The sequence below is a fragment of the Streptomyces sp. NPDC001222 genome, from assembly GCF_042896945.1.
GTDB lineage: Bacteria > Actinomycetota > Actinomycetes > Streptomycetales > Streptomycetaceae > Streptomyces > Streptomyces gibsoniae.
In genome coordinates, this window is record NZ_JBIAXT010000005.1 from 307737 (window position 1) to 330396 (window position 22660).

Sequence of the window (22660 nt, forward strand, 5' to 3'; positions counted from 1 at the left end):
GTTGGTCTGCGTCACTCCCCCGCCCGCGTTCGGGACTGTGACGCTTGAACGCCCGAGTGCGCTGGTATTCCAGGGGGCACTCCTGTGACAGCTGTGCCCCGCAATGGCTGGGATGACAACGGCAACGGGGCTTCAAGGGCGGGGCATGAGAACTGAACACGGGGTTCGGCGCGGTCGTCGTCGAGCCGGTCTGAGAACGCGCACGTGGCTGGCGCTGGGGGCGGTCGTCGCCGGGGGCGGCGTGGCCGTGGCGACCGTCGCGATGGCCGGGTCGGGAGGCCATGCCGGAGCGTCGGCCGCGCGGGGACCGGTCAAGACGCATGTCCACTCGCTGTCCCTGACCGGGGCCAGCGCGTCGCTCAAAACGCTGGGGGCCCAGGCCACGGCTCCGTTCAGCATGGTGGGTGTCACCTGGAACGGCGCGCACGCCAACCTGCGCGGGGCGGTGGAGGTGCGGACCCGTTCCGCCGTCAGCGGCCACTGGACGTCGTGGCTGAAGATGCAGCAGCCGGACGACATCCCCGACGCCGCCGAGCTGAACCGTCCCGGTGTGCGCGGCGGGATGTCGCCCATGTGGTCGGGCCCGTCGAACGGAATCCAGGTCCGTGTGACCGGCGCGGGCAAGGCGACCGCGTTGCCCGCCGGGCTGCGGGTGGACCTGATCGACCCGGGCAAGCCCGCCACCGGTGCTACGCAGTACTCCGGCATGGGCCTGGCGGGATACGCCATGGACGCGACGGCCACCGACACCGCGACTCCGACGGACGGCGTCGCCCCCACCGACACCGCAACGGCCACGGCAGGCAGCGACACTTCGGAGACCCCCACCGCGACGGACTCCGCCTCGCCCACGGACACCCCCACGGCCACGGACTCGACATCCGGCGCGCCGTCCACCGGGCCCTCCGCCTCCGCCTCGCCAAGCGCGTCCCCGACGTCCTGGCCGAGCCAGCTTCCGTCGCTGTCCGAGGCGTACCCGTCCTGTACGACCGCCCCCAGCAGCCCCTCCGCGTCGCCGACCGCGCCGGACCCGATGCCGGCCACGACCACCTCCACGGTGGTGCCGCCGACTGTGGTCACCCGGGCCGACTGGGGCGCGGACGAGTGCGCGCGCGATACCGGCTACCCGTTGTACGGATCGGCGGTGAAGGTGATGTTCGTCCACCACACCGACACCCCCAACGACTACTCCTGCGCAGACTCGCCGGCGATCGTGCGCAGCCTCTACGCCGCGCACCTCAGCCAGGGCTGGCGCGACATCGGGTACAACTTCCTGGTCGACAAGTGCGGCACCGTCTTCGAGGGCCGCTTCGGCGGGATGGCGCTGCCGGTCGTGGGCGCCCAGACGTACGGGTTCAACACCAACAGCATGGGTGTGGCCGCCATCGGCACCTACACCGACCTCAGCGGCGGCGACTCCCAGGAGACCACCTACACCGGAGCCGCGCCGAGCACGGCCCTGCTGAGCTCCATCGCCCGGATCGCGGCCTGGAAGTTCGGTATGACGGGCGTGGATCCCGCCACCGCCACCGCATCTCTGCCCGAGGGCTCCTCCGACAGCTCCGGCTTCACCCTGGGCAAGGACTACACGTTCAACGTCATCTCCGGCCACCGCGACGGCTTCGCCACCGACTGCCCCGGCAACCAGCTCTACAACGCGCTGGGCACGATCCGCTCCTACGCGTCCGGCCCGGTCGGCACGGTCTCCGTCACCGGGCTCGCGGGCGGGGCGGTCAAGTCCGGGACGAGCTACTACACCAAGGGCGCGGCCACGGTGAGCTGGACGACCTCCACACCGTCCGCGGTGATCTCCGGGTTCGACGTCCTGGTCGACGGGAAGGCCGTGGCGCACACCTCCGGCTCCGCCCGTTCCACCTCGATCTCGGTCGCCTCCGGCAGCCACACGGTCCAGGTCCGCGCCACCCACGTCCGCGGTTCGACCACGCTGTCCGGCTCGGTCACCCTGGTCGGTGACACGACCGCGCCGACCTTCCCGACCGCTCCCGGCGTGCAGGTGCGCACCGGCACGGTGAACTCCACCTCGGTCCCGGTCACGGTGACCTGGAAGGCCGCGGACAACGCGGCACTCGCCAAGGTCATGGCGACCTCGCCGTCCTCGGCCACCTTCGGCCCGACGGTGACCTCCTGGTCGACCAGCGCCAAGCCCGGCGCCTCGGACCTGTTCGCCCTGAAGGCGTACGACGTAACCGGCAACACCGGCGGCGCCTCCGTCTACCGGACGCCGAACATCACCCAGGAGACCTCCACCACCCGCACCGGCACCTGGACCCGCAAGAGCAGCACCAGCTACCTGGGCGGCTACTCGTACAGCTCGTCGTCCGCCAAGGCCTCGATCAGCTGGACCTTCACCGGACGCTCGGTGGCCTGGATCGTCTCGCGGGCCTCCACTTCGGGCCAGGCGTACGTCTACCTCGACGGCTCCAAGGTCACCACGGTGGACCTGAAGTCCTCCACCACCCTCTACCGCCAGGCGCTCTGGACCAAGACCTGGTCCAGCTCCGCCAAACACACCCTGAAGATCGTCGTGGTCGGCACCTCGGGCCGCCCGACCGTCACCACCGACGGCATCGCAACCATCGGCTGAACCCTCGGCCGCACCTCACGAAGGAGCCCTCCGCCCGCGGGCGGAGGGCTCCTTCAGCGGCCTCGCTCCGCCAAGCCCACCGGCTGGACGGGCGCGTCGGCGTTCACCTGCGTTCACGGGCGGCTCGCCACCGGGTGCGAAACGGCTCCCGGTCTCGGTTGAATCTCGGTGAACCGGGCTGAACGAGACGGAAATCGAGACGGATGCGGGGTCCGTGTCGGTGACCTCGCCCAGTCTCCGGCCATGAGCATGATCGGTGCGAACCTGCGTGTCACGACTGCTGAGCCTGCGCACCGACAGCCGTACCGGGATCCATCTTCCACCGGGTGTTGACGGCACTGTCGCCAGCGCCGCGGGAGGATAACGGGCAGGGTGGTCCCCGACGACGCCGACTTCGGTGACTTTGCAAATTCTTGTGTGGTAGTTCCGCATTCGTTTCCTTGCCGGCCTCGGGGGCAATTCCTGATCGGTCGTACGATCGGGCGTCCGCCGGGCGGGGAACGAATTTTCGGGAACGTGTTGGTCCCGAACCAGTTGGCGGTGTCCGCGAGCTGCCGTCGGCCGGCGGCTTTCTCCCTGTCCGCGTGTGAGAAAACCCCTTTCACCGACGGGAGACCTGAGTGTTCTCTGCCCACAGGGCCAACGGGGGCGCAAGACGCAGGCGACGGGCGCGAAGAGTCGTTCCCGCCGCCGTGGCGCTTGCCGCCGCCCTTGCCGGTGCCTTCTCTTTGGCGTCCGCCCACGCTTCCCCCGCCGCTGCCGCTCCCACCCCGGCGAGGGCCGCGATCCCCTCACAGGCCCAGCTGACGGCCCGTGTGCAGGGCGCGTTGCGGACCGACCACGCCTCGCAGACGCGGTCCAAGCCGTCCGCGACCACCGCGACGCCGACCACCGGATCCTCGACCACCACAGCGCCGACCGCCACGCCCTCGGCTTCCGCGACGTCCACCGTGGACCCGAAGATCATCGGCGGTACGGAGACAACGATCGCCAAGGCTCCGTGGATGGCGCAGCTCTGGTACTACGACGACAAGGGCACCAGCGACACCTCGGACGACATCAGCTTCTTCTGCGGCGGCTCGGTCGTGTCCCCGACGAAGATCCTCACCGCCGCGCACTGCGTCAAGGGTTACGACTGGCACGCCAACGGCACCATCGTCACCGGCACCGACCAGCTGCCGACCGACAACAGCGACGGCTCGGTCGACCTGCACGGAGGCACCGTCTCCGGCGTATGGCGGCAGTGGAACCACCCGTCGTTCAACACGACCACGGTCGACAACGACATCGCGGTCCTGACCCTGCCGAACCCGGTCAGCGCCAAGCCCATCAACATCACCACGTCGAACGACACCTCCTCCTACACGGCGGGCACCGACGCCACCCTGTACGGCTGGGGCCGCACCAGCTCCACCAGTGGCGACATAGCGCAGACGCTGCGCACCGCGACCCTGCCCATGGTCTCGGACGCCACCTGCTCCAGCACCTACACCACCAACTTCGTCGCGGGCCACATGGTCTGCGCAGGCACCCCGGCCACCGGCTCGGACAGTGGCACCGTCGCCGCCTGCAACGGTGACTCGGGCGGTCCGCTGATCGTCGGCGGCAAGATCGTCGGCGTGGTCTCCTGGGGCGTCCAGGACTGCGCGGCCTCCGGCTCGTACAGCGTCTTCACAAAGGTGAGCACATACGTCGGCGCGGCCTACCCGCGCATCGACGACACCAACCTGAGCGGCGACGCCGATGCAGACCTGTTCGTGCGCCGTGCGTCCGACAACACCGGCTACGAGTACGACTCCAAGGGCACGTCCTTCGCCACGCGGATCTCCTGGGGCTCCTACAGCGACAAGAACGTCATCCTGCAGACCGACCTCAACCGGGACGGTTACCAGGACCAGATCATCCGACGCGCCTCCACCGGCGCCGTCTACTGGCGGCACTACATCCCGGCGAGCGACAGTTGGACCACCACCCTGGTCTTCGGCAACTGGTCCACCCGTACGAAGATCGTCGCACCCGGTGATGTCACCGGCGACGCCCTGCCCGACCTGCTGTCGGTCACGGCGAGCGGGACCCTCTACATCTACCCGGGCAATGGGAACGGCACCTTCGGCTCGCCGGTCGCCGTCGGCAGTGGCTGGAACCAGTACAACGTGCTGCTCGGCCACGGCGACTTCACCGGCGACGGCAAGGCCGACCTGATCGCCCGCAGCAGCAGCAACTCCTACGTCTACCTCTACCCGGGCACCGGCAAGTCCGGTTCGGGGGCGTTCGGCTCCCGGATCCAGGTCCGTACGTGGGGCCAGTTCAACGCGTTCGCCACCGTCGGCGACATCACCGGGGACGGCAGGGCCGACCTCGTCGCCCGCACCTCGGCCGGCACGCTCTACCTGTACCCGGGCACGGGCAAGGCCACGTCCGACATCTTCAGCACCCCGGTGACGATCGGCACCGGCTGGCAGCAGTACAACCTCTTCGGCTGACGGCCGGCCTTCGCCGAGCGGCCCCCGGCGTGTCCCGAGGACACGCCGGGGGCCGCGTCACACTGGCCGGTCAGGGGCCGGGGTTCTCTTGGCGCTGCGCTCCTTCGGCAAGACTCGTCAATCAGCAGTAGGTCCCGTCCGTCTTCGGAGACGAACTTGAAGGCGCAGCAATGTCGTCGGCGGTGCGCACCGCTTCAGGACTGACGCCGACGGCGCGCCCACCCGGCATGAGGACGGCCTCCGCACGCATGGGCGCCGTCGCGCGTGTACCCGATCGAGAATGGGCCCGGCTCCGCCTGCGGTGCCACTGTGTGATCTGCATCACGAGACCATGACGGCCCGTCAAACGTGTATTTACATTACCCACACATAACTCAAAAGTCGCACGGGGAAGAGTCGAATTGACCTACACACCTGCCCGCGTCCTGACCAGACGCCGGCTCCGCTGGCATGCGCTCGCCGCGGCGACCGTCGCTGGAGCCTTGCTCGTCACCGCCGCACCGACGTTCGCGGCCACGCCCAAGGAGACCGGCGGGGCCGACACGGACACCTACGCCTACCCGGGCCGGCTGAAGGACACGGCAGCCCCCATCCGTACGGATGTGTGCCGGCTCGGAGTCATCCTGCACGCCGGCGGCCCGGCTCTCAAGGCGGTCGCCAAGTCCGGGCTGACGAGCACCGATCCCGCTGAACTGCACCGGCTGGCGAATCCGGAGTACTGGAACACCACACCGCTGTCCACCGCGTACGACAAGGACCAGGCCAGCTACGAGAAGACCTGGAACACCCTGGGCGACCGGCACCTCACGTGGGACAAGTCGATCCCGGGGAACTTCGATCTGCCGGGCATGACCAACACCGCGTTCCACTGGTCGCCGGACTACTACGGCACGCTCGGCGTCACGAAGTTCTACGTCAACCAGTACTTCAAGGGCGAGGATTCGCTCTACGGGGACTTGGCGCCGATCGCCCAGCCGGCCTCGATGACCGCCGCCACCGCGCTGGCCAAGAACCTGCACCTGTATTCCGGCAAGGACGAGACCTCAGACAACCTCGCCGAGGCCCAGGCATGGCAGGCGCTGGGCTCCTACGAGCCGTTCGACGACGGCAAGGTGGTCACCGGGAACAAGCACGCCGACGACGTACGGATCTTCCTGCAGGACGGCGGGTTCCCGAGGACCGCGCCGGATGCGGGGTCGGTCGAGTACCGCATGGAGGTCGAGGCGCTCAAGCTGCGCTTCGCCTCCTGCGACAGCGACAACCCGCTGGACCCGAACCATGTGCTGGGGTCGGTGGTGAAGACCGCCGGCGCCGAGTGGCAGTCGGAACTGGACGCGCAGGCCGCACAGCGCGCGGACATCGTCGCGGCGGAGATCCAGGCCAACAGCGATCTGCAGACGGCCTCGCAGGCGATGGTCGAGTCGGTGGGCCAGTCCTGGATCGCCGGGCAGTTGGCGAAGTGGCAGTCGTACTGGACCAAACACCCCAAGGACAGCTCCAATGAGCTGTCCTATCCCAAGCCCGCCGACTTCACGTACGCCACCAAGGAGATCGGCAACGCCCGCACCCGGGCAGCCGCCCAGCTGACGATCGCGAACAAGGCCGCCGCCGACGCGAAGGCCCAGGCCGACAAGGTGACCGCCGCCGAGACAGCGGCCGGGAAGATCGCCGCCGCGAACAACACGCCCTACGGACGGGGTCTGGCTTACGCGCAGCAGTCGGCGCAGGTCACCAAGGCGTCCTCCGCCGCGGCCGCCGCAGCTGCCAAGGCCACCCAGACCGCGGTGAACGCCGCGAAGGCGTCGGTCGACGACAGCGCGGCCCTGATGTCGCTGGCGAAGACCCAGGCCGAGGCGCTCAAGGCGGAGTTCCGCAAGGCCGCCGCCCAGGAGGCTGCCGCCCAGGCGCACGCCGCGGCAGTTGCCGCGGCCGCCCAGGCCACCACGGCGGCCAACGCCGCGGCGACGGCGAAGGCCGACCGGGCCACCGCCGAGAAGGCCCAGGCAACCGCCGCGTCGGCGGCCGCCGACGCGGCGGCCCAGCGCGGCATCGCCCAGCAGCAGGCGGCCAACGCCGCCGCCGACCGGGCGCTCGCCGAGAACAAGCGGCAGATCGCCGCCGCCGACGAAGCCGACGCCCGCAGCCAGCAAGCCACGGCCGAGAGCAAGCAGGCCGAAGCGGAACAGGCCGAGGCCACCGCGGCGCAGAAGAAGACCGACGCCCAGACCGCCGAGTCCCAGGCCGCCGACGCCCGCGGCCGGGCCTCCGACGCCGCCGACCGCCGCGACGCCCTGAACAGCCGGGCGGCCGCCGCCGAGGCGGCGGCCGCCGCCGCCGACGGCACGTCCGCCGCTGATGGGGCGAAAGCCGCCGCCACCAAGGCGCAACACGCCGCCGACGACGCGTCCACCGCCGCCGACAAGGCCGAAGCCGACGCCGACGACGCCTCCAACGCCGCGATCGCGGCGCGGGCTGCCGCTACGAACGCCGACGCGGCCGCGAAGAAGGCCCGGGCGGCCGCCAACCGGGCGCAGTCCGACGCGGACACCACCCGTGCCGCGGCCGCGACCGCCCACTCGGCCGCCGCCGACGCGATCAGCGCCGCCCGCCAGTCAGCCGGGGCGGCCGACGCCGCGACCGCACTGGCCGCCTCGGCGCAGGCGGACGCGCGCAAGGCCGCCGACGACGCGGTGGCCGCCCGGGCAGCGGCCGACCAGGCCCGCAAGGACAGCGCCACCACAGCCGGACAGGCCTACGCGGCGGCTCTTTCGGCCGCCGCCGCCCGCGACTCGGCGGCCGCCGTGACCGCACCCGCCAATGACGCGATCGCGCTCGGCACCCCGTTCCGGGCGAACGACTCGTCCGCCGCACTGGCGGTCCTGGTCGGACAGGGCGCCAAGACGGTCGCCCAGCAGCAGCAGGCCGCCGCCGAGGCGCGCGCCAAGGACGCCGCCGACGCCGCCAAGCTGGCCCAGGCCGCAGCCGCCAAGGCCGGCGCCGACGCCAAGGCCGCGGCCCAGGCCGCAGCGGACGCGGCGACCGACGCGGCAGCCGCCGCCAAGTCCGCGGCGGCGGCCCGCACCTCGGCCGCCGCGGCAGCGGAGGACGCCGCGGCGGCCGCCACCGCCGACGCGGCGACCGCGCAGCTCAACGCCCAGGCGCAGGCCGACGCCGCCGCCGCGAACAACTCCGCGAACAGCGCCGAGAGCGACGCGGCGGCAGCCGACAGCGCGGCCACCGAAGCCGAACGCGACGCCGCCGCCGCACGCAGCGCCGCCGCGCAGGCCAGGGACGCGGCAACCGCCGCTCAGAAGGCAGCGGACCAGGCGGCCAAGGACGCCGCCGACGCGCAGGAAGCCGCCAAGAACGCCCAGGCCGACTCCGAAGCCGCCGAGAAGTCGGCGAAGACGGCCGAGGCACAGGCCCAGACGGCGGCCCGGCAGTCCCGGGTCATCGACAAGTGGGACGGCGGTTACGCGATCCTGGAGACCGCTGACGACCTCACCATCACCACCGACCCCGGCGGCTGCACCACCGGCAGCGACGGCACCTGCGACATCGACGTACCGATGCACGTCAGCGGCACCGTCTACTCCGATGTGCTCATCTGCTACGTGACCAGCCCCACGAGCGTGGACTGCCTGCGCCAGTCGCTGGCGACGCGGCCGGTGAGTTTCACCGAGCACCGCACCCTGCACATCGTCGCCAAGGACATGATCCAGGCCTCGCTGAAAAACCTGGTGCACATCGTCGCCGGTGACTTCATCGACTGCGCCAACGGCAAGGCCAGTGGCTGCGCCTGGGCCGCCGCCAACTTCATCCCGTACGGCAAGATCAGTGAGATGATCAAGTCCGTGGTCGGTCTCCGCAGGGCCATGGAGGCCGGCAAGGGCATCGAGGAAGCCTGGGTCGGGGTCAAGGCCGCCGGATTGGACGCCGACGCACTCGCCGGCCTTGAGGAAGAGGTCCAGGTCGCCGAGGACGCCTTCGCGAACTGCGCGCTGAACAGCTTCCCGGCCGACACGCGGGTGCTGCTGGCGGACGGCTCCCACAAGGCAATCGGCGACATCCGCGTCGGCGACCGGTTGCTGGCCACCGACCCGGACACCCGCACCTCGCGGGTGGAGCCGGTGACGGCGTCCTTCGCTCACAGCACCGGCCACCTGGTCGACATCACCCTCTCCGGCGCAGGCCGGCTGACCACCACGGCCGGTCACCGGGTGTACGTGGTCAACGCCGGCTGGACCTTCGCCTCCGATCTGCGCGTGGGTGACCTGCTGCGGGCGGCAGACGGCAGCACTCGAGCCGTCACCGGCCTCCGCGACCGCCAAGGCATCGCGCCGCAGTCGGTCTACGACCTGACCGTCGACGGCCTGCACACCTTCTACGTGCGCACCGCCGGCACCAGAGCGCAGGACGTGCTCGTCCACAACTGCAACGACCTGGTGAAGGACGCGGCGGAGTACCCGGACCAGGCCCACGTGCTCGACGAGCATGTGAACCCGACCCCGCAGCGGTTGGACGAACTGGTCGCGGAGAAGGGAGTCAACAGCGTCTTCATCGATGAGCAGACCGCCCAGCAGGTGGTCGACTACGCCATCGCGGACGACGTCGCCAAGAAGGCTAAGAACCCCAAGTCCCTGACGATTGCCAAGTGGCTGGCCAGCGACAGCACAGAGCCGTACACCATCAAGGGCACGTTCGGTGCGAAGAACTCACTCGGCAAGGTCTACCGGGCGAACGGCGCGGTGACGGACGCGGGCAACGGGTACGTCGTCCTTCTCAAGAAGGCGCCGAGGACAGCCAGTGGGAAACACCCCCTCGGGTACTACGTCTTCACCGCCTACCCGGTGTAAGGAGGGACGATGACCGATTGGCGCTCCGCTCCCGACTTCGGGCTGACCCAGCTGACGCGGCAGTTCCACCAGGACTGGTCGCGGGACGGGACGGCACTTGACATCGTCGCGAACTCGGCCGACAGCTTCGGCGGCAAGGCCGCGCCGGCGCTGCTGGAGGATTCGCTGCGGCTGCTTCAGTCGCCGCTTCCCACCTGGGCGGTCACCTCGCTGTGGCTGGCGGCGACCTGCCGGGGGTACGACATCGACCGGCTGGGCATCGACGGCCGGGAGTGGCTGCGCCAGATCACCGACGTGTGCCTGCGGCGGCTGCGCAAGGACGATCCGGTCTACCAGCCCCAGGCGCCCGAGCCGGCGTCCGAGACGCTGACCGGAGAGGTCCTCGACGAGATCCTGCTGGCCAGCCCGCAGCTGCCAGTCGCGGTGACCGAGCACGCCTGGGCACACGTCGGCGGGGTCGTGCCCGCGCTGAACCTGGCCGCCACCCAGGTCAGCGCGGACCTCGCGTTCCGGCTGCTGCTGCGGTGCCTGTCCGAGTACTGGGTACCGCTGACGCAGACCCAGTACGACCGGTTCGTCGCTCTGGGCGAGCGGTTCGGCTACGGGGAGCCGTTGGTCATGGCGGTGGACCATCTGATCGACCTGCAGTAGCCAGAGGTGCCGGAACCGCCGCCAGGCGGATCCGGCACCCTACGACCTGGGGAGCAACCCGACCCGGGTCACATGATCCCTGCCTCTTCCCGCGGGCCCACCTCCCGCTGACGGCGATCTCGGCGGCCACCAGGACGGCCATGACGATCCCGGTGAGCAGGACCGGCACAGCGGTGAAGGTGGCAGCCAGGACGAGCAGCGCGGCGGGCCGACGGCGGCCGCCGCCCCGAAGATGGCGTAGTGGGCGTAGCCCCAGAGGAAACCGGCCCGGATCCGCCGATACGGCTCGGAGGTCACCGCCAGGCCCCAGGCCGTCCCGGCGGCCAACGAGCACGTCGGTGCTGCCGCAGTTCGAGGACGCCCGGGCCGAGGCCCCGCTTGCTCTCGTCCCGCGCAGGCCCCCGGCGCGCCGTGACGTGGCTCACGAGCCGGACGCGAAGGCCGGTGCTCCGGCGGCCGAGAACCCCGCCGGCGTTCCCAGCGAGGACGCCGCCTGACGGCCCGTTCCCATGGCGTTCCCATCGACGCCGGACAGGCCCATCGGAGAAGGTCTCCGGTGGGCCTGTTTCATGCTCCGACGCAGGTCGGAGGGTGAGCCCCCTGTCGGATTCGAACCGACGACCTTCGCTTTACAAGAGCGGCGCTCTGACCAGCTGAGCTAAGGAGGCATGCACGTGCGTGCCCGTGCAGTGTACCCAGGTCCCAGCCCGGAACCGTCGAAAATTTCCGCGAAGTTCACAGTCACCCGGGTACTGACAGAGCAGGTGAATGGCAGGTACGGTCCTGAGCCAGTTCACTCTTGTGGACTACACCACAACGGAACCTCCGTAGTGGCACACCACCTTTACAACGGATCGTCCGGCACGTTCCTGCCGGTGAAGGGGGCCCGTTCACCATGGCCACTGTCTCGTTCGACAAGGCGACCCGGATATACCCGGGTTCCACCAAGCCCGCCGTCGACGCACTCGACATCGAGATCGAGGACGGGGAGTTCCTCGTCCTGGTCGGCCCGTCCGGCTGCGGCAAGTCCACCTCGCTCCGCATGCTGGCGGGGCTCGAGGACGTGAACGCCGGTGCCATCCGCATCGGCGACCGCGATGTCACGCATCTGCCGCCCAAGGACCGGGACATCGCCATGGTGTTCCAGAACTACGCGCTCTACCCGCACATGACGGTCGCCGACAACATGGGCTTCGCGCTCAAGATCGCCGGTGTCGCGAAGGCGGAGATCCGCAAGAAGGTCGAGGAGGCCGCGAAGATCCTCGACCTCACCGAGTACCTGGACCGCAAGCCGAAGGCGCTCTCCGGCGGTCAGCGCCAGCGTGTCGCCATGGGCCGCGCCATCGTGCGCGAGCCGCAGGTCTTCCTGATGGACGAGCCGCTGTCCAACCTGGACGCCAAGCTCCGTGTCTCCACCCGTACGCAGATCGCGTCGCTCCAGCGCCGTCTCGGCATCACCACGGTGTACGTGACCCACGACCAGGTCGAGGCCATGACGATGGGCGACCGCGTGGCCGTGCTGAAGGACGGTCTCCTCCAGCAGGTGGACTCGCCGCGCAACATGTACGACCGCCCGGCCAACCTCTTCGTCGCCGGCTTCATCGGCTCCCCGGCGATGAACCTCGTCGAGGTCCCGATCACGGACGGCGGCGTGAAGTTCGGCAACAGCGTCGTGCCGGTGAACCGCGAGGCCCTCAAGGCCGCCGCGGACAAGGGCGACCGCACGGTCACGGTCGGCGTCCGCCCCGAGCACTTCGACGTGGTCGAGCTGGGCGGCTCCGCCGCCGGCTCGCTGTCCAAGGACGCCGAGGACGCCCCGGCCGGCCTCGCCGTCTCCGTGAACGTCGTCGAGGAGCTGGGCGCCGACGGCTACGTCTACGGCACCGCCGAGGTCGGCGGCGAGTCCAAGGACCTGGTGGTCCGCGTCGGCGGCCGTCAGGTGCCAGAGAAGGGCGCGCAGCTGCACATCGTGCCGCGGCCGGGCGAGACCCACGTGTTCTCGACCTCGACCGGCGAGCGCCTCTCCGACTGAGGTCCGCCCACCGGCGTCACCGGCACCCGGTGCCGGTGATCCCGTGGCGAAGTGACGAAGAGGGCCCCGCAGCCGATCGCGGGGCCCTCTTCGCTGTCGACAGCTGTCGACAAATACCCCGACATACGTGGCATTTCGACCACGAGCGTCAACCCCCTACCCGAAAATCCCCGCTTCCCCATCCCCCGAACCGGTGACTAAATGTCGCCAAATCACTACCGCACGCTACCCTCACTCGCGTGAAGCACACCACTACTCCTCGGACACGGCGCGGCCGTGGCCCCGCCCGCGGGATCGGCCGCACCCTGGCCCTCGTCCTGCCCGTCGTCCTGGTGCTGTCCGGGACCCTCGCGGTCACCCGCGTGAACTGGTCGGGGGGCTCGTCGAACTCGGTGCTCGCCGCGTCCGCCGCAGACGTCTCCACGCGCGCCTCCTCACGCGCCCCGCAGGAGGTGCTGCGCGACAAGCTCCTGCTGGAACTCCAGGACAGGAACCCGGGCGTCGCGCTCACCCACCTCCAGCAGGCGGTCAACGGCAGCCCGTCGCTGGCGAGGCACTGCGCGTCCATCGCCCGCGCGCTCGGCCGCGCCGCCGTCCGTATCTACGGCCCCACGCGCGCCCAGTCCTACGCCCGCCCGGTCTGCGACACCTCCTTCGCCTCGGGCGTGGCCGCACGGCGCGGCTGAGCCCGCCGGCCGCCCGGACTCCGGACGGGGCGCGCGACGTACAGTTCGGTCATGACCGATCCGAACGCCGCCTCGCGCCCCGTTCAAGCCGTCATCCTGGCCGGGGGCCAGGGTTCACGGCTGCGTCCGTACACCGATGACCGGCCCAAGCCGATGGTGGAGATCCCGGGCACCGGGACCCCGATCATCGGCCACCAGCTCGCCTGGCTCGCCGAAGAGGGTGTGACGGACGTCGTGGTCTCCTGCGGCCACCTCGCCGACGTCCTCCAGCGGTGGCTGGACTCCACCGATCTGCCTGTGCACGTCAAGACGGTCGTCGAGGCGGAGCCGCTCGGCCGTGGCGGCGGTCTGCGCTACGCCGCCGAGCATCTGCCACACCCCGACCGGCCGTGGTACGCCACCAACGGCGACATCTGGACCCGGTTCTCGCTGCGGGACATGGCGGAGTTCCACGCCGAGCGTGGCGCGTCCGCCACGCTCGCGCTGGCCCGCCCGCGCATCCCTTGGGGCGCCGTCAAGACGGACGGCTTCGGACACGTCACGGACTTCATCGAGGCCCCGCCGTCGACGTTCGAGATCAACGCGGGCGTCTACGTGTTCTCGGCCGAGTTCGCCAAGATGCTCCCCGAGCGCGGCGACCACGAGCGTACGACCTTCCCCCGGCTGGCCCGGGAACGCCGCCTGGCCGGCTTCCCCCTCCCGCAGGGCGCCTACTGGCGGGCCATCGACACGGCGAAGGACCTCACGGAGGCGGCCAAGGAACTGGCGGCCCTGGGCCGCTGACCGGCCGCCCGCCCCCAGGACATGAGAAGGGCCCCGCACCTCCCGTGTGCGGGGCCCTGTCTGTGTTCGCGAGGACCCGGTCGGGGTCAGCCCAGGAGGCCGCCCACCAGGTGGTCCGAGCCTCCGGAGCTGCTTTTGCCGCCGCTGCTGCCGCTCGCACCGCCCGTCGGGCCGCCCGTGCCGCTGCCACCCGAGGACGACGGCCCGGCGCTCGTGCTGGGGGCCTGCCGCGCCGGTGCCGAGTGCTGCGGCGGGGCCTGGCCCACGGTGCCCTGGGTCTGGCTCGGCCGGCCGCCGGTGACGGTGCCGGTCGCCCCGGCCGTACCCGGCGTGGTGACCTCGCTCGACGGCGACGACGAGCTCGACCCCCGCGTCGCCGTGGGCCGCGAGGCCGAGGGACTGGAGGGGTGCTGCCGCCCGCCCGGCGTCCCCGGCAGCGGCGAGCCCGGCAGCTCGTTGCGCGGCGCCTCCCCGGGGCCGGGGACGACCACCCGGTGCGTGTCCCGCACCGCCCCGCCGAGCAGCGACCCGACGAGCAGCGTCACCCCGGTCACGAGCGCGGTCAGCAGCGCGCCCCGGCGCAGCACATAGCGCCGCAGCTCCCAGATGTCCGCCCGCGGACCGAGCCTGCGCCAGGCGCCGGCCGCGAGCCGGCCGTCCACGGAGTACACCGGTGCCCCGGCGATGACCAGCGGCGACCAGGCCGCGAGGTAGATGATGTCGGGCGCGTCGTACGCGGGCGCCGTCCGCCAGCTCACGGTGACGATGAGCGCCGCGGACAGCAGCGCGCCGACCGCGGCCGCGACCCGCTGCCACAGGCCGAGGACCGTGAGCACGCCCGCGATCACCTGGAGGAAGGCGACGACGAGCCCCGTCCCTACGGGGTGCTGGAGCGCGAACTGGCGCATCGGCTCGGCGACTTGCCAGGGGTGGAGCGTGCTGAGCCAGGTGACCATGGAGCCCCGTTTGCCGCCGTCGAAGTAGACGGGGTCGCAGAGCTTGCCCATGCCGGCGTACGCGGAGACGGAGCCCAGGAAGATACGCAGCGGCAGCAGCACCACGCCGAGGTTCAGCCGGCGGCCCGGATAGTAGGCGTGCCGCACCCCCGCCGCGGCGGCCGACCCGGCCGGTGTGCCCCCGCGCCGCCTGCCCCGGGGCCCCGGGGCCGCGGGCTGGACCTCGTCCCTGAACAGGGGTCCGCCGTAGGGCTGTTCGCCGTGGCCCGGCAGACCGTAGCCCGGATCGTCGTAGGACGAGTCTCCGTAGGCCGGGTCGCCGTAGGGCGGTTCGTCGTAGGGCGGTTCGTCGTAGGGCGAGTCGGTGTAGGCCGGTCCGCCGTAGAGCGGTTGCGTGTGGACCGGTTCGTCGTAGGTGCTGCCCGGGTTGCGCATGTGCGGCAGCAGCCGGGTCGCGCCGGAGTCGTAGCCGTGGCCGGGCAGGTCCCGCACGCCGAGGCGGGACATGAGCTGGGTCGCGCCCCCGTCGCCGGCCGCTTCCTCGCCATGGCCGATGGTCTGGCTCCGTACGGCCTGCAGCAGCCGGTGGGCTCCGGTGTCGTCGGGCGCGGACCGCCCGGTCCACACGACGGGGCGACGGCGGCCCACGGCACCGGCGTCCTGGGGAGCGCTCAGCTGCCGCGCCGCGTGCGGGGACGGGGCGCGCCGTGTCGACGCGCCCAACTTCACGCGGAAGCTCGCATGATTGACGACGACCTGCGCCGGGTCGCTCGGCACCTTCACCATGCTCAGCGCGGGGGTGTCGTCGAATCCCGACGACCGCTCCCCCGTGGGTGTGCGGCGTGTTCTGGTGTCCACACTCATCTAACCGAGTGACGTGTGGTTAGGACACTGCTTTGACCGCGTGGATCTGTCCGGACCCCGTCAAGCTTGTCCTGTACGACCGGTTTCCCCCGTACGGGCGAGCACCCGAACGGTCGTCCGGGCCTGTCAGAGCGGTCTGTTCAGGCCCGGGCGGCCATCGGCCTCAGGCGCGCCTGCGGGCCGCCTCGTACAGCACGATCCCCGCGGCCACACCCGCGTTGAGCGACTCGGCGCCGCCCGGCATCGGGATCCGCACCCGGAAGTCGCAGGTCTCGCCGACCAGCCGGGACAGTCCTTTGCCCTCGCTGCCGACCACGATCGCGACCGGCCCCTGGAGGGCGTCCAGGTCGCCGAGTTCGACCTCCCCGTCCGCGGCGAGGCCGACGACGGTGATGCCCGCCTTCTTGTACGCCTCCAGGGCGCGCGTCAGATTGGTGGCGCGCGCGACGGGCGTACGGGCGGCCGTACCGGCGGACGTCTTCCACGCACCGGCGGTCATCCCCGCCGCACGCCGCTCGGGCACGACGACGCCGTGCCCGCCGAAGGCCGACACGGACCGCACGACCGCGCCCAGGTTCCGCGGGTCGGTCACCCCGTCGAGGGCGACGATCAGCGGGTCCTCGCCCTCGTCGAAGGCAGCGTCGACGAGGTCCTCGGGGTGCGCGTACTCGTACGGCGGGACCTGCAGGACCAGCCCCTGGTGGTTGAGGCCGTTCGTCATGCGGTCGAGCTCGGGACGCGGGGCCTCCATGAGGTTGATCCCGCCGCGCTCCGCCGCGAGCTGCAGCGCCTCGCGCACCCGCTCGTCGCTGTCGATGAACTGCTGGACGTACAGCGTGGACGCGGGCACGCCCTCGCGGAGCGCCTCGACGACCGGGTTGCGCCCGACGACCAGCTCGGACGACGACTTTCCGCCCGTACGACGCTGCGGGCGCCCCTGGACGCGGCGCGCCTTCGCCTGGGCGGCACGCTGCTTGGCGTGTCCCTTGCGCATCTCGGCGGGCGGGGTCGGGCCCTTGCCCTCCAGGCCGCGGCGCCGCTTGCCGCCGCTGCCGACCTGCGCGCCCTTCTTGCCGGACATGCGGCGGTTGTTCGCGGCCATGACCTACCTGTCTGTTGAAGCCTTCGTACGTACGTCTATGCAGTGTGCCGCCCGGAGGGCCGGGCGGCACAATCGATCAACGAGTCGCCGGGACGCGATCAGCGCGAGCCGAGCGTCCAGCGAGGGCCCTGGGGGCCGTCCTCGATCACGAGTCCGGACTGGTTCAGCTGGTCGCGGATGGCGTCCGCGGTGGTCCAGTCCTTGCGGGCCCGGGCGGCCTCGCGCTGCTGGAGCACCAGACCCACAAGGCTGTCGACGACCCCGTGCAGATCCTCGCCGCGGTCGCCCTCCCCGGCCCACTGCGCGTCGAGCGGGTCGAGGCCGAGGACGCCGAGCATGGCCCGCACCTCGGCGAGCCGGGCCACGGCGGCCTCCTTGTCGTCGGCGGCCAGCGCGCTGTTGCCCTGCCGGACGGTGGTGTGCACGACGGCCAGCGCCTGCGGCACGCCCAGGTCGTCGTCCATCGCCTCGGCGAAGGCGGGCGGCACCTCGTCGGCGGGCTCGACGGCACCGCCGGCCTTCTCCACGACGCGCTGCATGAAGCCCTCGATGCGGGCGAACGCGGACTCGGCCTCCAGCAGGGCGTCCTCGCTGTACTCGATCATCGAGCGGTAGTGCGGGGTGCCCAGGTAGTAGCGCAGCACGATGGGGCGCCAGCGCTTGACCATCTCGGAGACCAGCACCGAGTTGCCGAGGGACTTCGACATCTTCTCGCCGCTCATGGTGACCCAGGCGTTGTGCAGCCAGTACCGGGCGAACTCGTCGCCGTAACCCTTGGCCTGGGCGATCTCGTTCTCATGGTGGGGGAAGATCAGGTCGATGCCGCCGCCGTGGATGTCGAACACGGACCCCAGGTACTTGTGCGCCATAGCCGAGCACTCCAGGTGCCAGCCCGGGCGGCCGCGTCCCCACGGCGTCTCCCAGCTGGGCTCGCCCGGCTTCACGGCCTTCCACATGGCGAAGTCGCGCGGGTCGCGCTTGCCGGTCTCGCCCTCCTCGGAGGGCTGGCGCAGATCGTCGAGCTCCTGCTTGGACAGCGACAGATAGCCGGGCAGCGAGCGCACGTCGAAGTAGACGTTGCCGTCGGCCTCGTAGCCGTGTCCGCGCTCGATGAGCCCGCGCATCATCTCGATCATCTCGGGCACATGGCCGGTGGCGCGAGGCTCGTAGGTGGGCGGCAGGCAACCGAGGGCGCGGTAGCCGTCGTTGAAGGCGCGCTCGTTCTCGTAGCCGATGGCCCACCACGGGCGGTTCTGCTCGTGCGCCTTCCTGATGATCTTGTCGTCGATGTCCGTGACATTGCGGATGAACGTCACGTCGAAGCCGCGGTACTCGAACCAGCGGCGCATGATGTCGAAGTTCAGGCCGGAGCGGATGTGCCCGATGTGCGGCGGCGCCTGCACGGTGGCACCACACAGGTAGATCGAGACACAACCCGGCTGGAGCGGGGTGAAGTCACGGATCTGCCGGGCGCTGGTGTCGTACAGGCGAATAGTCACGTGTCCAGAGTAGTGGGCCGTGGGGAGTGCCTCACGCCCCTTGCCGCCTTCGTGACCAACGTCAAGGGCGCCGGGGCTGCGCCCTCACAGGCCCCCGGCCACCCTGCGCGGGACGATCCGCACCGCCACCCGCTCGGCGTCCCGCACCGAGTCCGGGTTGAACTCCGCGTACTTCTTCCCGGTGTACTTCAGCGACAGCTCGTCGATGAGTTCCGGGGCGCCCTCCGACGTGAGCTCCGCGGTCCCCCTGATCTCGGCGTACTCGTACGGCGAGTCGGGGTCCTGGACGACGACGCTCACCCGGGGGTCGCGGTCCAGGTTCTGCTTCTTGCGCCGGTCCACGGTGGTGGAGACCAGGAGCTGGTCACCGTCCCGCTTGACCCACACCGGGGACAGCTGCGGGCTCCCGTCGGGCTGGATCGTGCCCAGGATCACGAAGACGGGGCGGTCGAGCAGGGCCCTGAGCCGGTCGGACAGAGCGGCGGTTGCCATGGGGTACCTCCGGGGACCTGGGTCACTGGTGCCCCCTCGGGTACCCCCGCGCTCTCAGTCCACCCGCGCCACGAGCGCCGTGGCGACCGCCATCAGCCCTTCGCCGCGCCCCTGGAAACCGAGGCCGTCCGTCGTCGCGCCCGAGACCGACACGGGAGCGCCCGCCGCCTCCGAGAGGATCTTCTGCGCCTCGTCGCGGCGCTTGCCGATCTTCGGACGGGGTCCGACGGCCTGCACCGCGATGTTCCCGATCCGGAACCCGGCCGAGCGGACGATCCGCGCCGCCTCGGTCAGCAGCGTGACGCCCGAGGCGCCGGACCACTCGGGGCGGCCCGTGCCGAAGTGCTGCCCCAGGTCACCGAGCCCGGCGGCCGAGAACAGCGCGTTGCACGCGGCGTGCGCGACCACGTCGGCGTCCGAGTGGCCCGCGAGTCCGGGCCCCTCGCCCTCCCACTTCAGGCCCGCGCACCACAGCTCCCGACCCTCCTCGAAGGCGTGGATGTCGGTGCCGATGCCCACCTGCGGGAGCGGTGCCTCAGAAGCCATCGTTCAGCCTCCTGCGGGCCAGGACCGCCTCCGCCAGCACCAGGTCCAGGGGCCGCGTCACCTTGAAGGCCTCCTCGTGGCCGGGCACCACGACGACTCCGAGACCCAGCTGCTCCACCATGCTCGCGTCGTCCGTGACGTTGTCCGTCACCGTCTCGTGCGCGCGGACCAGCGTGGCGCGGTCGAAGCCCTGCGGGGTCTGCACCGCACGCAGCCGGGCCCGCTCCGGGGTGGCGACCACCGGTTCCGGCTCGCCGGGCGTCGCGGCGGGCTCGACCTCCTTGACGGTGTCGGCGAGCGGCAACGCCGGCACCACGGCGGGCGCGCCCTCCCGTACCGCCTCGATCACCGCGTCCACCGTGTCCACCGGGACGAGCGGGCGGGCCGCGTCATGGACGAGGACGATCCCGTACTCCGGGGGCAGCGCGTCGAGGCCCAGCTTCACGGACTCCTGACGGGTGTCCCCGCCGGGCACGACCAGGAAGTCCGTCCTCCCCCAGCTGCCGCCGGGGGTGCCCCCGGGCAGCGCGTGCGCGTCGAGGAGCGACTTGACCTCGGCGGCGCCGTCCGGCGGGGCCACGACGATCACCAGGGAGACGGCGCGGGACGCGGCCATGGCGCGTACCGCGTGGATGAGCATGGGAGTGCCGTTGAGTGTGCGAAGCGCCTTGGGGGCTCCCGGACCGAGGCGAACTCCCCGGCCGGCGGCCGGAATCACCGCGGCGATACGGGTCGCCGCCTGGGGCAGGACTCCGGCGGGTGAAGGGCGCGAATCGTCAGACATCGGTTCCTGTCAGGTTTGTGAGCTCGGCCGGGATGGGTATGGCCCTGGGGGTGCCCCCTGCTCGAACGCAGCAGAGAGCTTGGGGGGAGTGCCGGGCGCGAGCCTCGACCGGACCCTTCCGTGACATCCGGTCGAGCCAGCTGCCCGGGCCCGGCACGCCAAGTATCGGGGTCTGCCCCCGGCGCAGGACATCCGGGCAGGGCTCCACACCTCGGCAAGGTTCCACATATGCGTGTGCCTGTGGGTACGAACATGCCGCAGCGCCCGGCGACAGCTACTGCGTCATCGGGCACCGCGGCATGTACATGGGTGCTGTGCACCGGTCCGTCCGCCAGGCACCTCCGGAGGCCGGGCGCGGCCCCTCGGGGGAACCGGGCGGAACGGAAGGGCGTCAGGACGCGAGGACCTCGTCGAGCAGTGCCTCGGCCTTGTCCTCGTTCGTGTTCTCCGCGAGGGCCAGCTCGCTCACCAGGATCTGCCGGGCCTTGGCGAGCATCCGCTTCTCACCAGCGGACAGTCCACGCTCGCGCTCGCGACGCCACAGGTCACGGACGACTTCCGCGACCTTGATGACATCGCCGGAGGCGAGCTTCTCCAGATTTGCCTTGTAGCGACGCGACCAGTTCGTGGGCTCCTCGGCGTACGGCGCGCGCAGCACCTCGAAGACCCGGTCCAGCCCGTCCTGACCGACCACATCACGCACGCCGACGAACTCCGCATTGTCCGCTGGCACACGCACCGTCAGGTCGCCCTGGGCGACCTTCAGCACCAAGTAGGTCTTGTCCACGCCTTTGATCTGACGAGTTTCGATGGCCTCGATCAGCGCGGCCCCGTGATGGGGATAGACCACGGTGTCGCCAACCTTGAACGTCATGTGACAGGTACCCCTTCCGTGGCTATCCAGGGTAACACGGAAACCGCGTCTTCTGAATGGCGTTTTCGCAGGTCAGGGCATATCTCGGGGCTTGACAACCGCGACAGGAACGTGCTTCGAGAGCAGAGCGGAAGAGGGTATTCGCAGGTCGGAGCGGCTCTGCGGGCACAGAGAAACCCGTACGTTACACGCTTCGGGGGCCACCAGACGACGTCCGATCGTCCCCTTTTGTCCGGCCCCAAGCGCTCGACTTACGCTACTCCGTTCGGTGCCCGGCGTCGCGTCCGGGCCGAATCAGGAATTGATCAAGACAGGCGCCGATCCCCGTCCGCTTGTCCCCGTGATCGGTTTTCGGTACCGGCCGCACATTCCTTGCCGGAAATCCGAACAGAACCGAGACGGTTATGTGAATGGAAGGCCAAGCCGAGGTCAAAGTGGCTGATGAGGCAGCTGAGAACGATGAGGTCAGAGTGGTTGGGGGTGGACCCGGTGGACGGACCCCGCAGCCCGCGCGCCCTCTCCCCGACGTCCCCGCGCCGCGTCCTCGGGGACCCGCGCCGGACCCCCCTTCCGGGACGAACTCGGGCCCTTGGGGAGGGTCGGGTGCGGTGGCCGGGGAACGGCTCGGTAACCTAAGGCCGCTGACAAACACTTAGGGCGGCTTTATCAGGGGGTCGCCCTGCTCCGCCCACGTTCAAGGAGTTGCCGCCGCCGTGAGCAGCAGCCTTCGACGCGGCGCCCTCGCCGCCGCCGCCATCGCGTTCTCGATCGCCTCGCTCGCCGCATGCGGCGCCGGCAACGACAGCCAGACGCTCGAGATCAAGCCGGACAACGCCGCGACCAGCGTCGGCGTCATCAAGGTCCAGAACGCTCTCGTCATCACCCAGCCCGACCCGAAGGCCACCGGCCCCGCGGTGATCTCGGCGACCGTCTTCAACTCCGGCAGCACCGACCAGACGCTGGACTCGATCAGCGTGGACGGCGACGGCACCGCCGTCCTCTCCCCCGCCAAGGGCTCGGGCAAGCTGACCGTCCCGGCCGGCGGCTCCCTCGTCATCGGCGGCAAGGGCAACGCCTCCGCCGTCCTGGACAACGTGGGCGCCTCCGTCAAGAACGGCAACGCGCAGAAGATCACGTTCAGCTTCAGCCAGACCGGCGACGTGAGCCTGAGTGCGTTCGTGGTGCCGGCCGAGAGCTACTTCACCAAGTGGGGACCGAGCAACATCCCCACGCCGACCACCACCGCCTCGCCGACGGTGACCACGGGCGCCAAGCCCTCGAAGCCGGCCACGGGCTCGCCCGCGGCGGGCTCGTCCGGCAAGCCCGGGCACAAGGAGTCCGGCAAGCCCGGACACGACGCGTCCGCGAGCGCGACGGCGACCGCCTCCGCCGGCCAGTGACACCTACGGACGGGGCCGCGGCCCCGTCCGTACGGCCGTACGACGAA

The 22660-nt window shown here is 70.9% G+C and carries 16 protein-coding genes and 1 tRNA gene; 9 read left to right on the forward strand and 8 right to left on the reverse strand.

What is annotated here, in order from left to right:
* The first annotated feature begins 145 nt into the window (after positions 1 to 145).
* From ACFY2Z_RS10560 to ACFY2Z_RS10580, 5 genes are all read left to right on the forward strand, one after another.
* Entirely contained in the window at positions 146 to 2605 is a 2460-nt protein-coding gene (locus tag ACFY2Z_RS10560) for an N-acetylmuramoyl-L-alanine amidase (protein ID WP_390743776.1), read from the forward strand.
* A gap of 692 nt (positions 2606 to 3297) precedes the next feature.
* The gene (locus ACFY2Z_RS10565; RefSeq protein ID WP_390743777.1) at positions 3298 to 5088 is read left to right on the forward strand and encodes a trypsin-like serine protease; all 1791 of its coding nucleotides are present in this window, start codon (positions 3298 to 3300) and stop codon (positions 5086 to 5088) included.
* A 401-nt stretch (positions 5089 to 5489) separates the two neighbouring features.
* Positions 5490 to 9944 (forward strand): polymorphic toxin-type HINT domain-containing protein, encoded by a 4455-nt coding sequence (locus ACFY2Z_RS10570; RefSeq protein ID WP_390743778.1) that lies wholly within the window; start codon positions 5490 to 5492, stop codon positions 9942 to 9944.
* A gap of 9 nt (positions 9945 to 9953) precedes the next feature.
* Complete coding sequence (locus ACFY2Z_RS10575; protein ID WP_390743779.1) at positions 9954 to 10595, forward strand: hypothetical protein; 642 nt, start codon at positions 9954 to 9956, stop codon at positions 10593 to 10595.
* Between the two features lie 338 nt (positions 10596 to 10933).
* On the forward strand, positions 10934 to 11092 hold the full coding sequence (locus tag ACFY2Z_RS10580; RefSeq protein ID WP_390743780.1) for a hypothetical protein: 159 nt from the start codon (positions 10934 to 10936) through the stop codon (positions 11090 to 11092).
* Between the two features lie 97 nt (positions 11093 to 11189).
* On the opposite strand, the gene ACFY2Z_RS10585 is transcribed toward ACFY2Z_RS10580, so the two are convergent.
* A tRNA-Thr gene (locus tag ACFY2Z_RS10585) sits at positions 11190 to 11263 on the reverse strand.
* Between the two features lie 227 nt (positions 11264 to 11490).
* Between ACFY2Z_RS10585 and ACFY2Z_RS10590 the strand changes: the two genes are divergently transcribed.
* The 3 genes from ACFY2Z_RS10590 (at position 11491) to ACFY2Z_RS10600 (ending at position 14096) form a co-directional block, all read left to right on the forward strand.
* The gene (locus ACFY2Z_RS10590) at positions 11491 to 12627 is read left to right on the forward strand and encodes an ABC transporter ATP-binding protein (protein WP_390743781.1); all 1137 of its coding nucleotides are present in this window, start codon (positions 11491 to 11493) and stop codon (positions 12625 to 12627) included.
* A 239-nt stretch (positions 12628 to 12866) separates the two neighbouring features.
* The gene (locus ACFY2Z_RS10595) at positions 12867 to 13313 is read left to right on the forward strand and encodes a hypothetical protein (RefSeq protein ID WP_390743782.1); all 447 of its coding nucleotides are present in this window, start codon (positions 12867 to 12869) and stop codon (positions 13311 to 13313) included.
* A 51-nt stretch (positions 13314 to 13364) separates the two neighbouring features.
* Positions 13365 to 14096, forward strand: a complete 732-nt coding sequence (locus ACFY2Z_RS10600) for an NDP-sugar synthase (protein ID WP_390743783.1) — start codon at positions 13365 to 13367, stop codon at positions 14094 to 14096.
* 86 nt (positions 14097 to 14182) lie between these two features.
* Here ACFY2Z_RS10600 and ACFY2Z_RS10605 read toward each other — a convergent pair whose 3' ends face one another.
* The 7 genes from ACFY2Z_RS10605 to ACFY2Z_RS10635 form a co-directional block, all read right to left on the reverse strand.
* The gene (locus ACFY2Z_RS10605; protein WP_390743810.1) at positions 14183 to 15910 is read right to left on the reverse strand and encodes a DoxX family membrane protein; all 1728 of its coding nucleotides are present in this window, start codon (positions 15908 to 15910) and stop codon (positions 14183 to 14185) included.
* Positions 15911 to 16079: 169 nt separating this feature from the next.
* Complete coding sequence (gene rlmB / locus ACFY2Z_RS10610) at positions 16080 to 17018, reverse strand: 23S rRNA (guanosine(2251)-2'-O)-methyltransferase RlmB (protein ID WP_390743784.1); 939 nt, start codon at positions 17016 to 17018, stop codon at positions 16080 to 16082.
* A 98-nt stretch (positions 17019 to 17116) separates the two neighbouring features.
* A complete protein-coding gene (gene cysS / locus ACFY2Z_RS10615; protein WP_390743785.1) occupies positions 17117 to 18517 on the reverse strand; it encodes a cysteine--tRNA ligase in 1401 nt (466 codons plus the stop codon).
* A gap of 84 nt (positions 18518 to 18601) precedes the next feature.
* Positions 18602 to 19009, reverse strand: a complete 408-nt coding sequence (locus tag ACFY2Z_RS10620; RefSeq protein ID WP_390743786.1) for a PPOX class F420-dependent oxidoreductase — start codon at positions 19007 to 19009, stop codon at positions 18602 to 18604.
* Between the two features lie 54 nt (positions 19010 to 19063).
* The gene (gene ispF, locus ACFY2Z_RS10625; RefSeq protein WP_390743787.1) at positions 19064 to 19555 is read right to left on the reverse strand and encodes a 2-C-methyl-D-erythritol 2,4-cyclodiphosphate synthase; all 492 of its coding nucleotides are present in this window, start codon (positions 19553 to 19555) and stop codon (positions 19064 to 19066) included.
* Entirely contained in the window at positions 19545 to 20339 is a 795-nt protein-coding gene (gene ispD / locus ACFY2Z_RS10630) for a 2-C-methyl-D-erythritol 4-phosphate cytidylyltransferase (protein ID WP_390743788.1), read from the reverse strand. Before ispD ends, ispF begins: the two co-directional genes overlap by 11 nt.
* Before the next feature lie 391 nt (positions 20340 to 20730).
* Complete coding sequence (locus ACFY2Z_RS10635) at positions 20731 to 21213, reverse strand: CarD family transcriptional regulator (protein WP_003953493.1); 483 nt, start codon at positions 21211 to 21213, stop codon at positions 20731 to 20733.
* Positions 21214 to 21926: 713 nt separating this feature from the next.
* Here ACFY2Z_RS10635 and ACFY2Z_RS10640 point away from each other — a divergent pair.
* Positions 21927 to 22613: a DUF461 domain-containing protein gene (locus ACFY2Z_RS10640; protein ID WP_390743789.1), complete on the forward strand. Its 687-nt coding sequence runs from the start codon at positions 21927 to 21929 to the stop codon at positions 22611 to 22613.
* The last annotated feature ends 47 nt before the right edge of the window (positions 22614 to 22660 follow it).

Coding starts and splice junctions, on each gene's coding strand:
- ACFY2Z_RS10560 (WP_390743776.1), top strand. CDS start 146: ATGAGAACTGAACACGGGGTTCGGCGCGGTCGTCGTCGAGCCGGTCTG.
- ACFY2Z_RS10575 (WP_390743779.1), top strand. CDS start 9,954: ATGACCGATTGGCGCTCCGCTCCCGACTTCGGGCTGACCCAGCTGACG.
- ACFY2Z_RS10590 (WP_390743781.1), top strand. CDS start 11,491: ATGGCCACTGTCTCGTTCGACAAGGCGACCCGGATATACCCGGGTTCC.
- ACFY2Z_RS10600 (WP_390743783.1), top strand. CDS start 13,365: ATGACCGATCCGAACGCCGCCTCGCGCCCCGTTCAAGCCGTCATCCTG.
- rlmB (WP_390743784.1), bottom strand. CDS start 17,018: ATGGCCGCGAACAACCGCCGCATGTCCGGCAAGAAGGGCGCGCAGGTC.
- ACFY2Z_RS10620 (WP_390743786.1), bottom strand. CDS start 19,009: ATGGCAACCGCCGCTCTGTCCGACCGGCTCAGGGCCCTGCTCGACCGC.
- ispF (WP_390743787.1), bottom strand. CDS start 19,555: ATGGCTTCTGAGGCACCGCTCCCGCAGGTGGGCATCGGCACCGACATC.
- ispD (WP_390743788.1), bottom strand. CDS start 20,339: ATGTCTGACGATTCGCGCCCTTCACCCGCCGGAGTCCTGCCCCAGGCG.
- ACFY2Z_RS10635 (WP_003953493.1), bottom strand. CDS start 21,213: ATGACGTTCAAGGTTGGCGACACCGTGGTCTATCCCCATCACGGGGCC.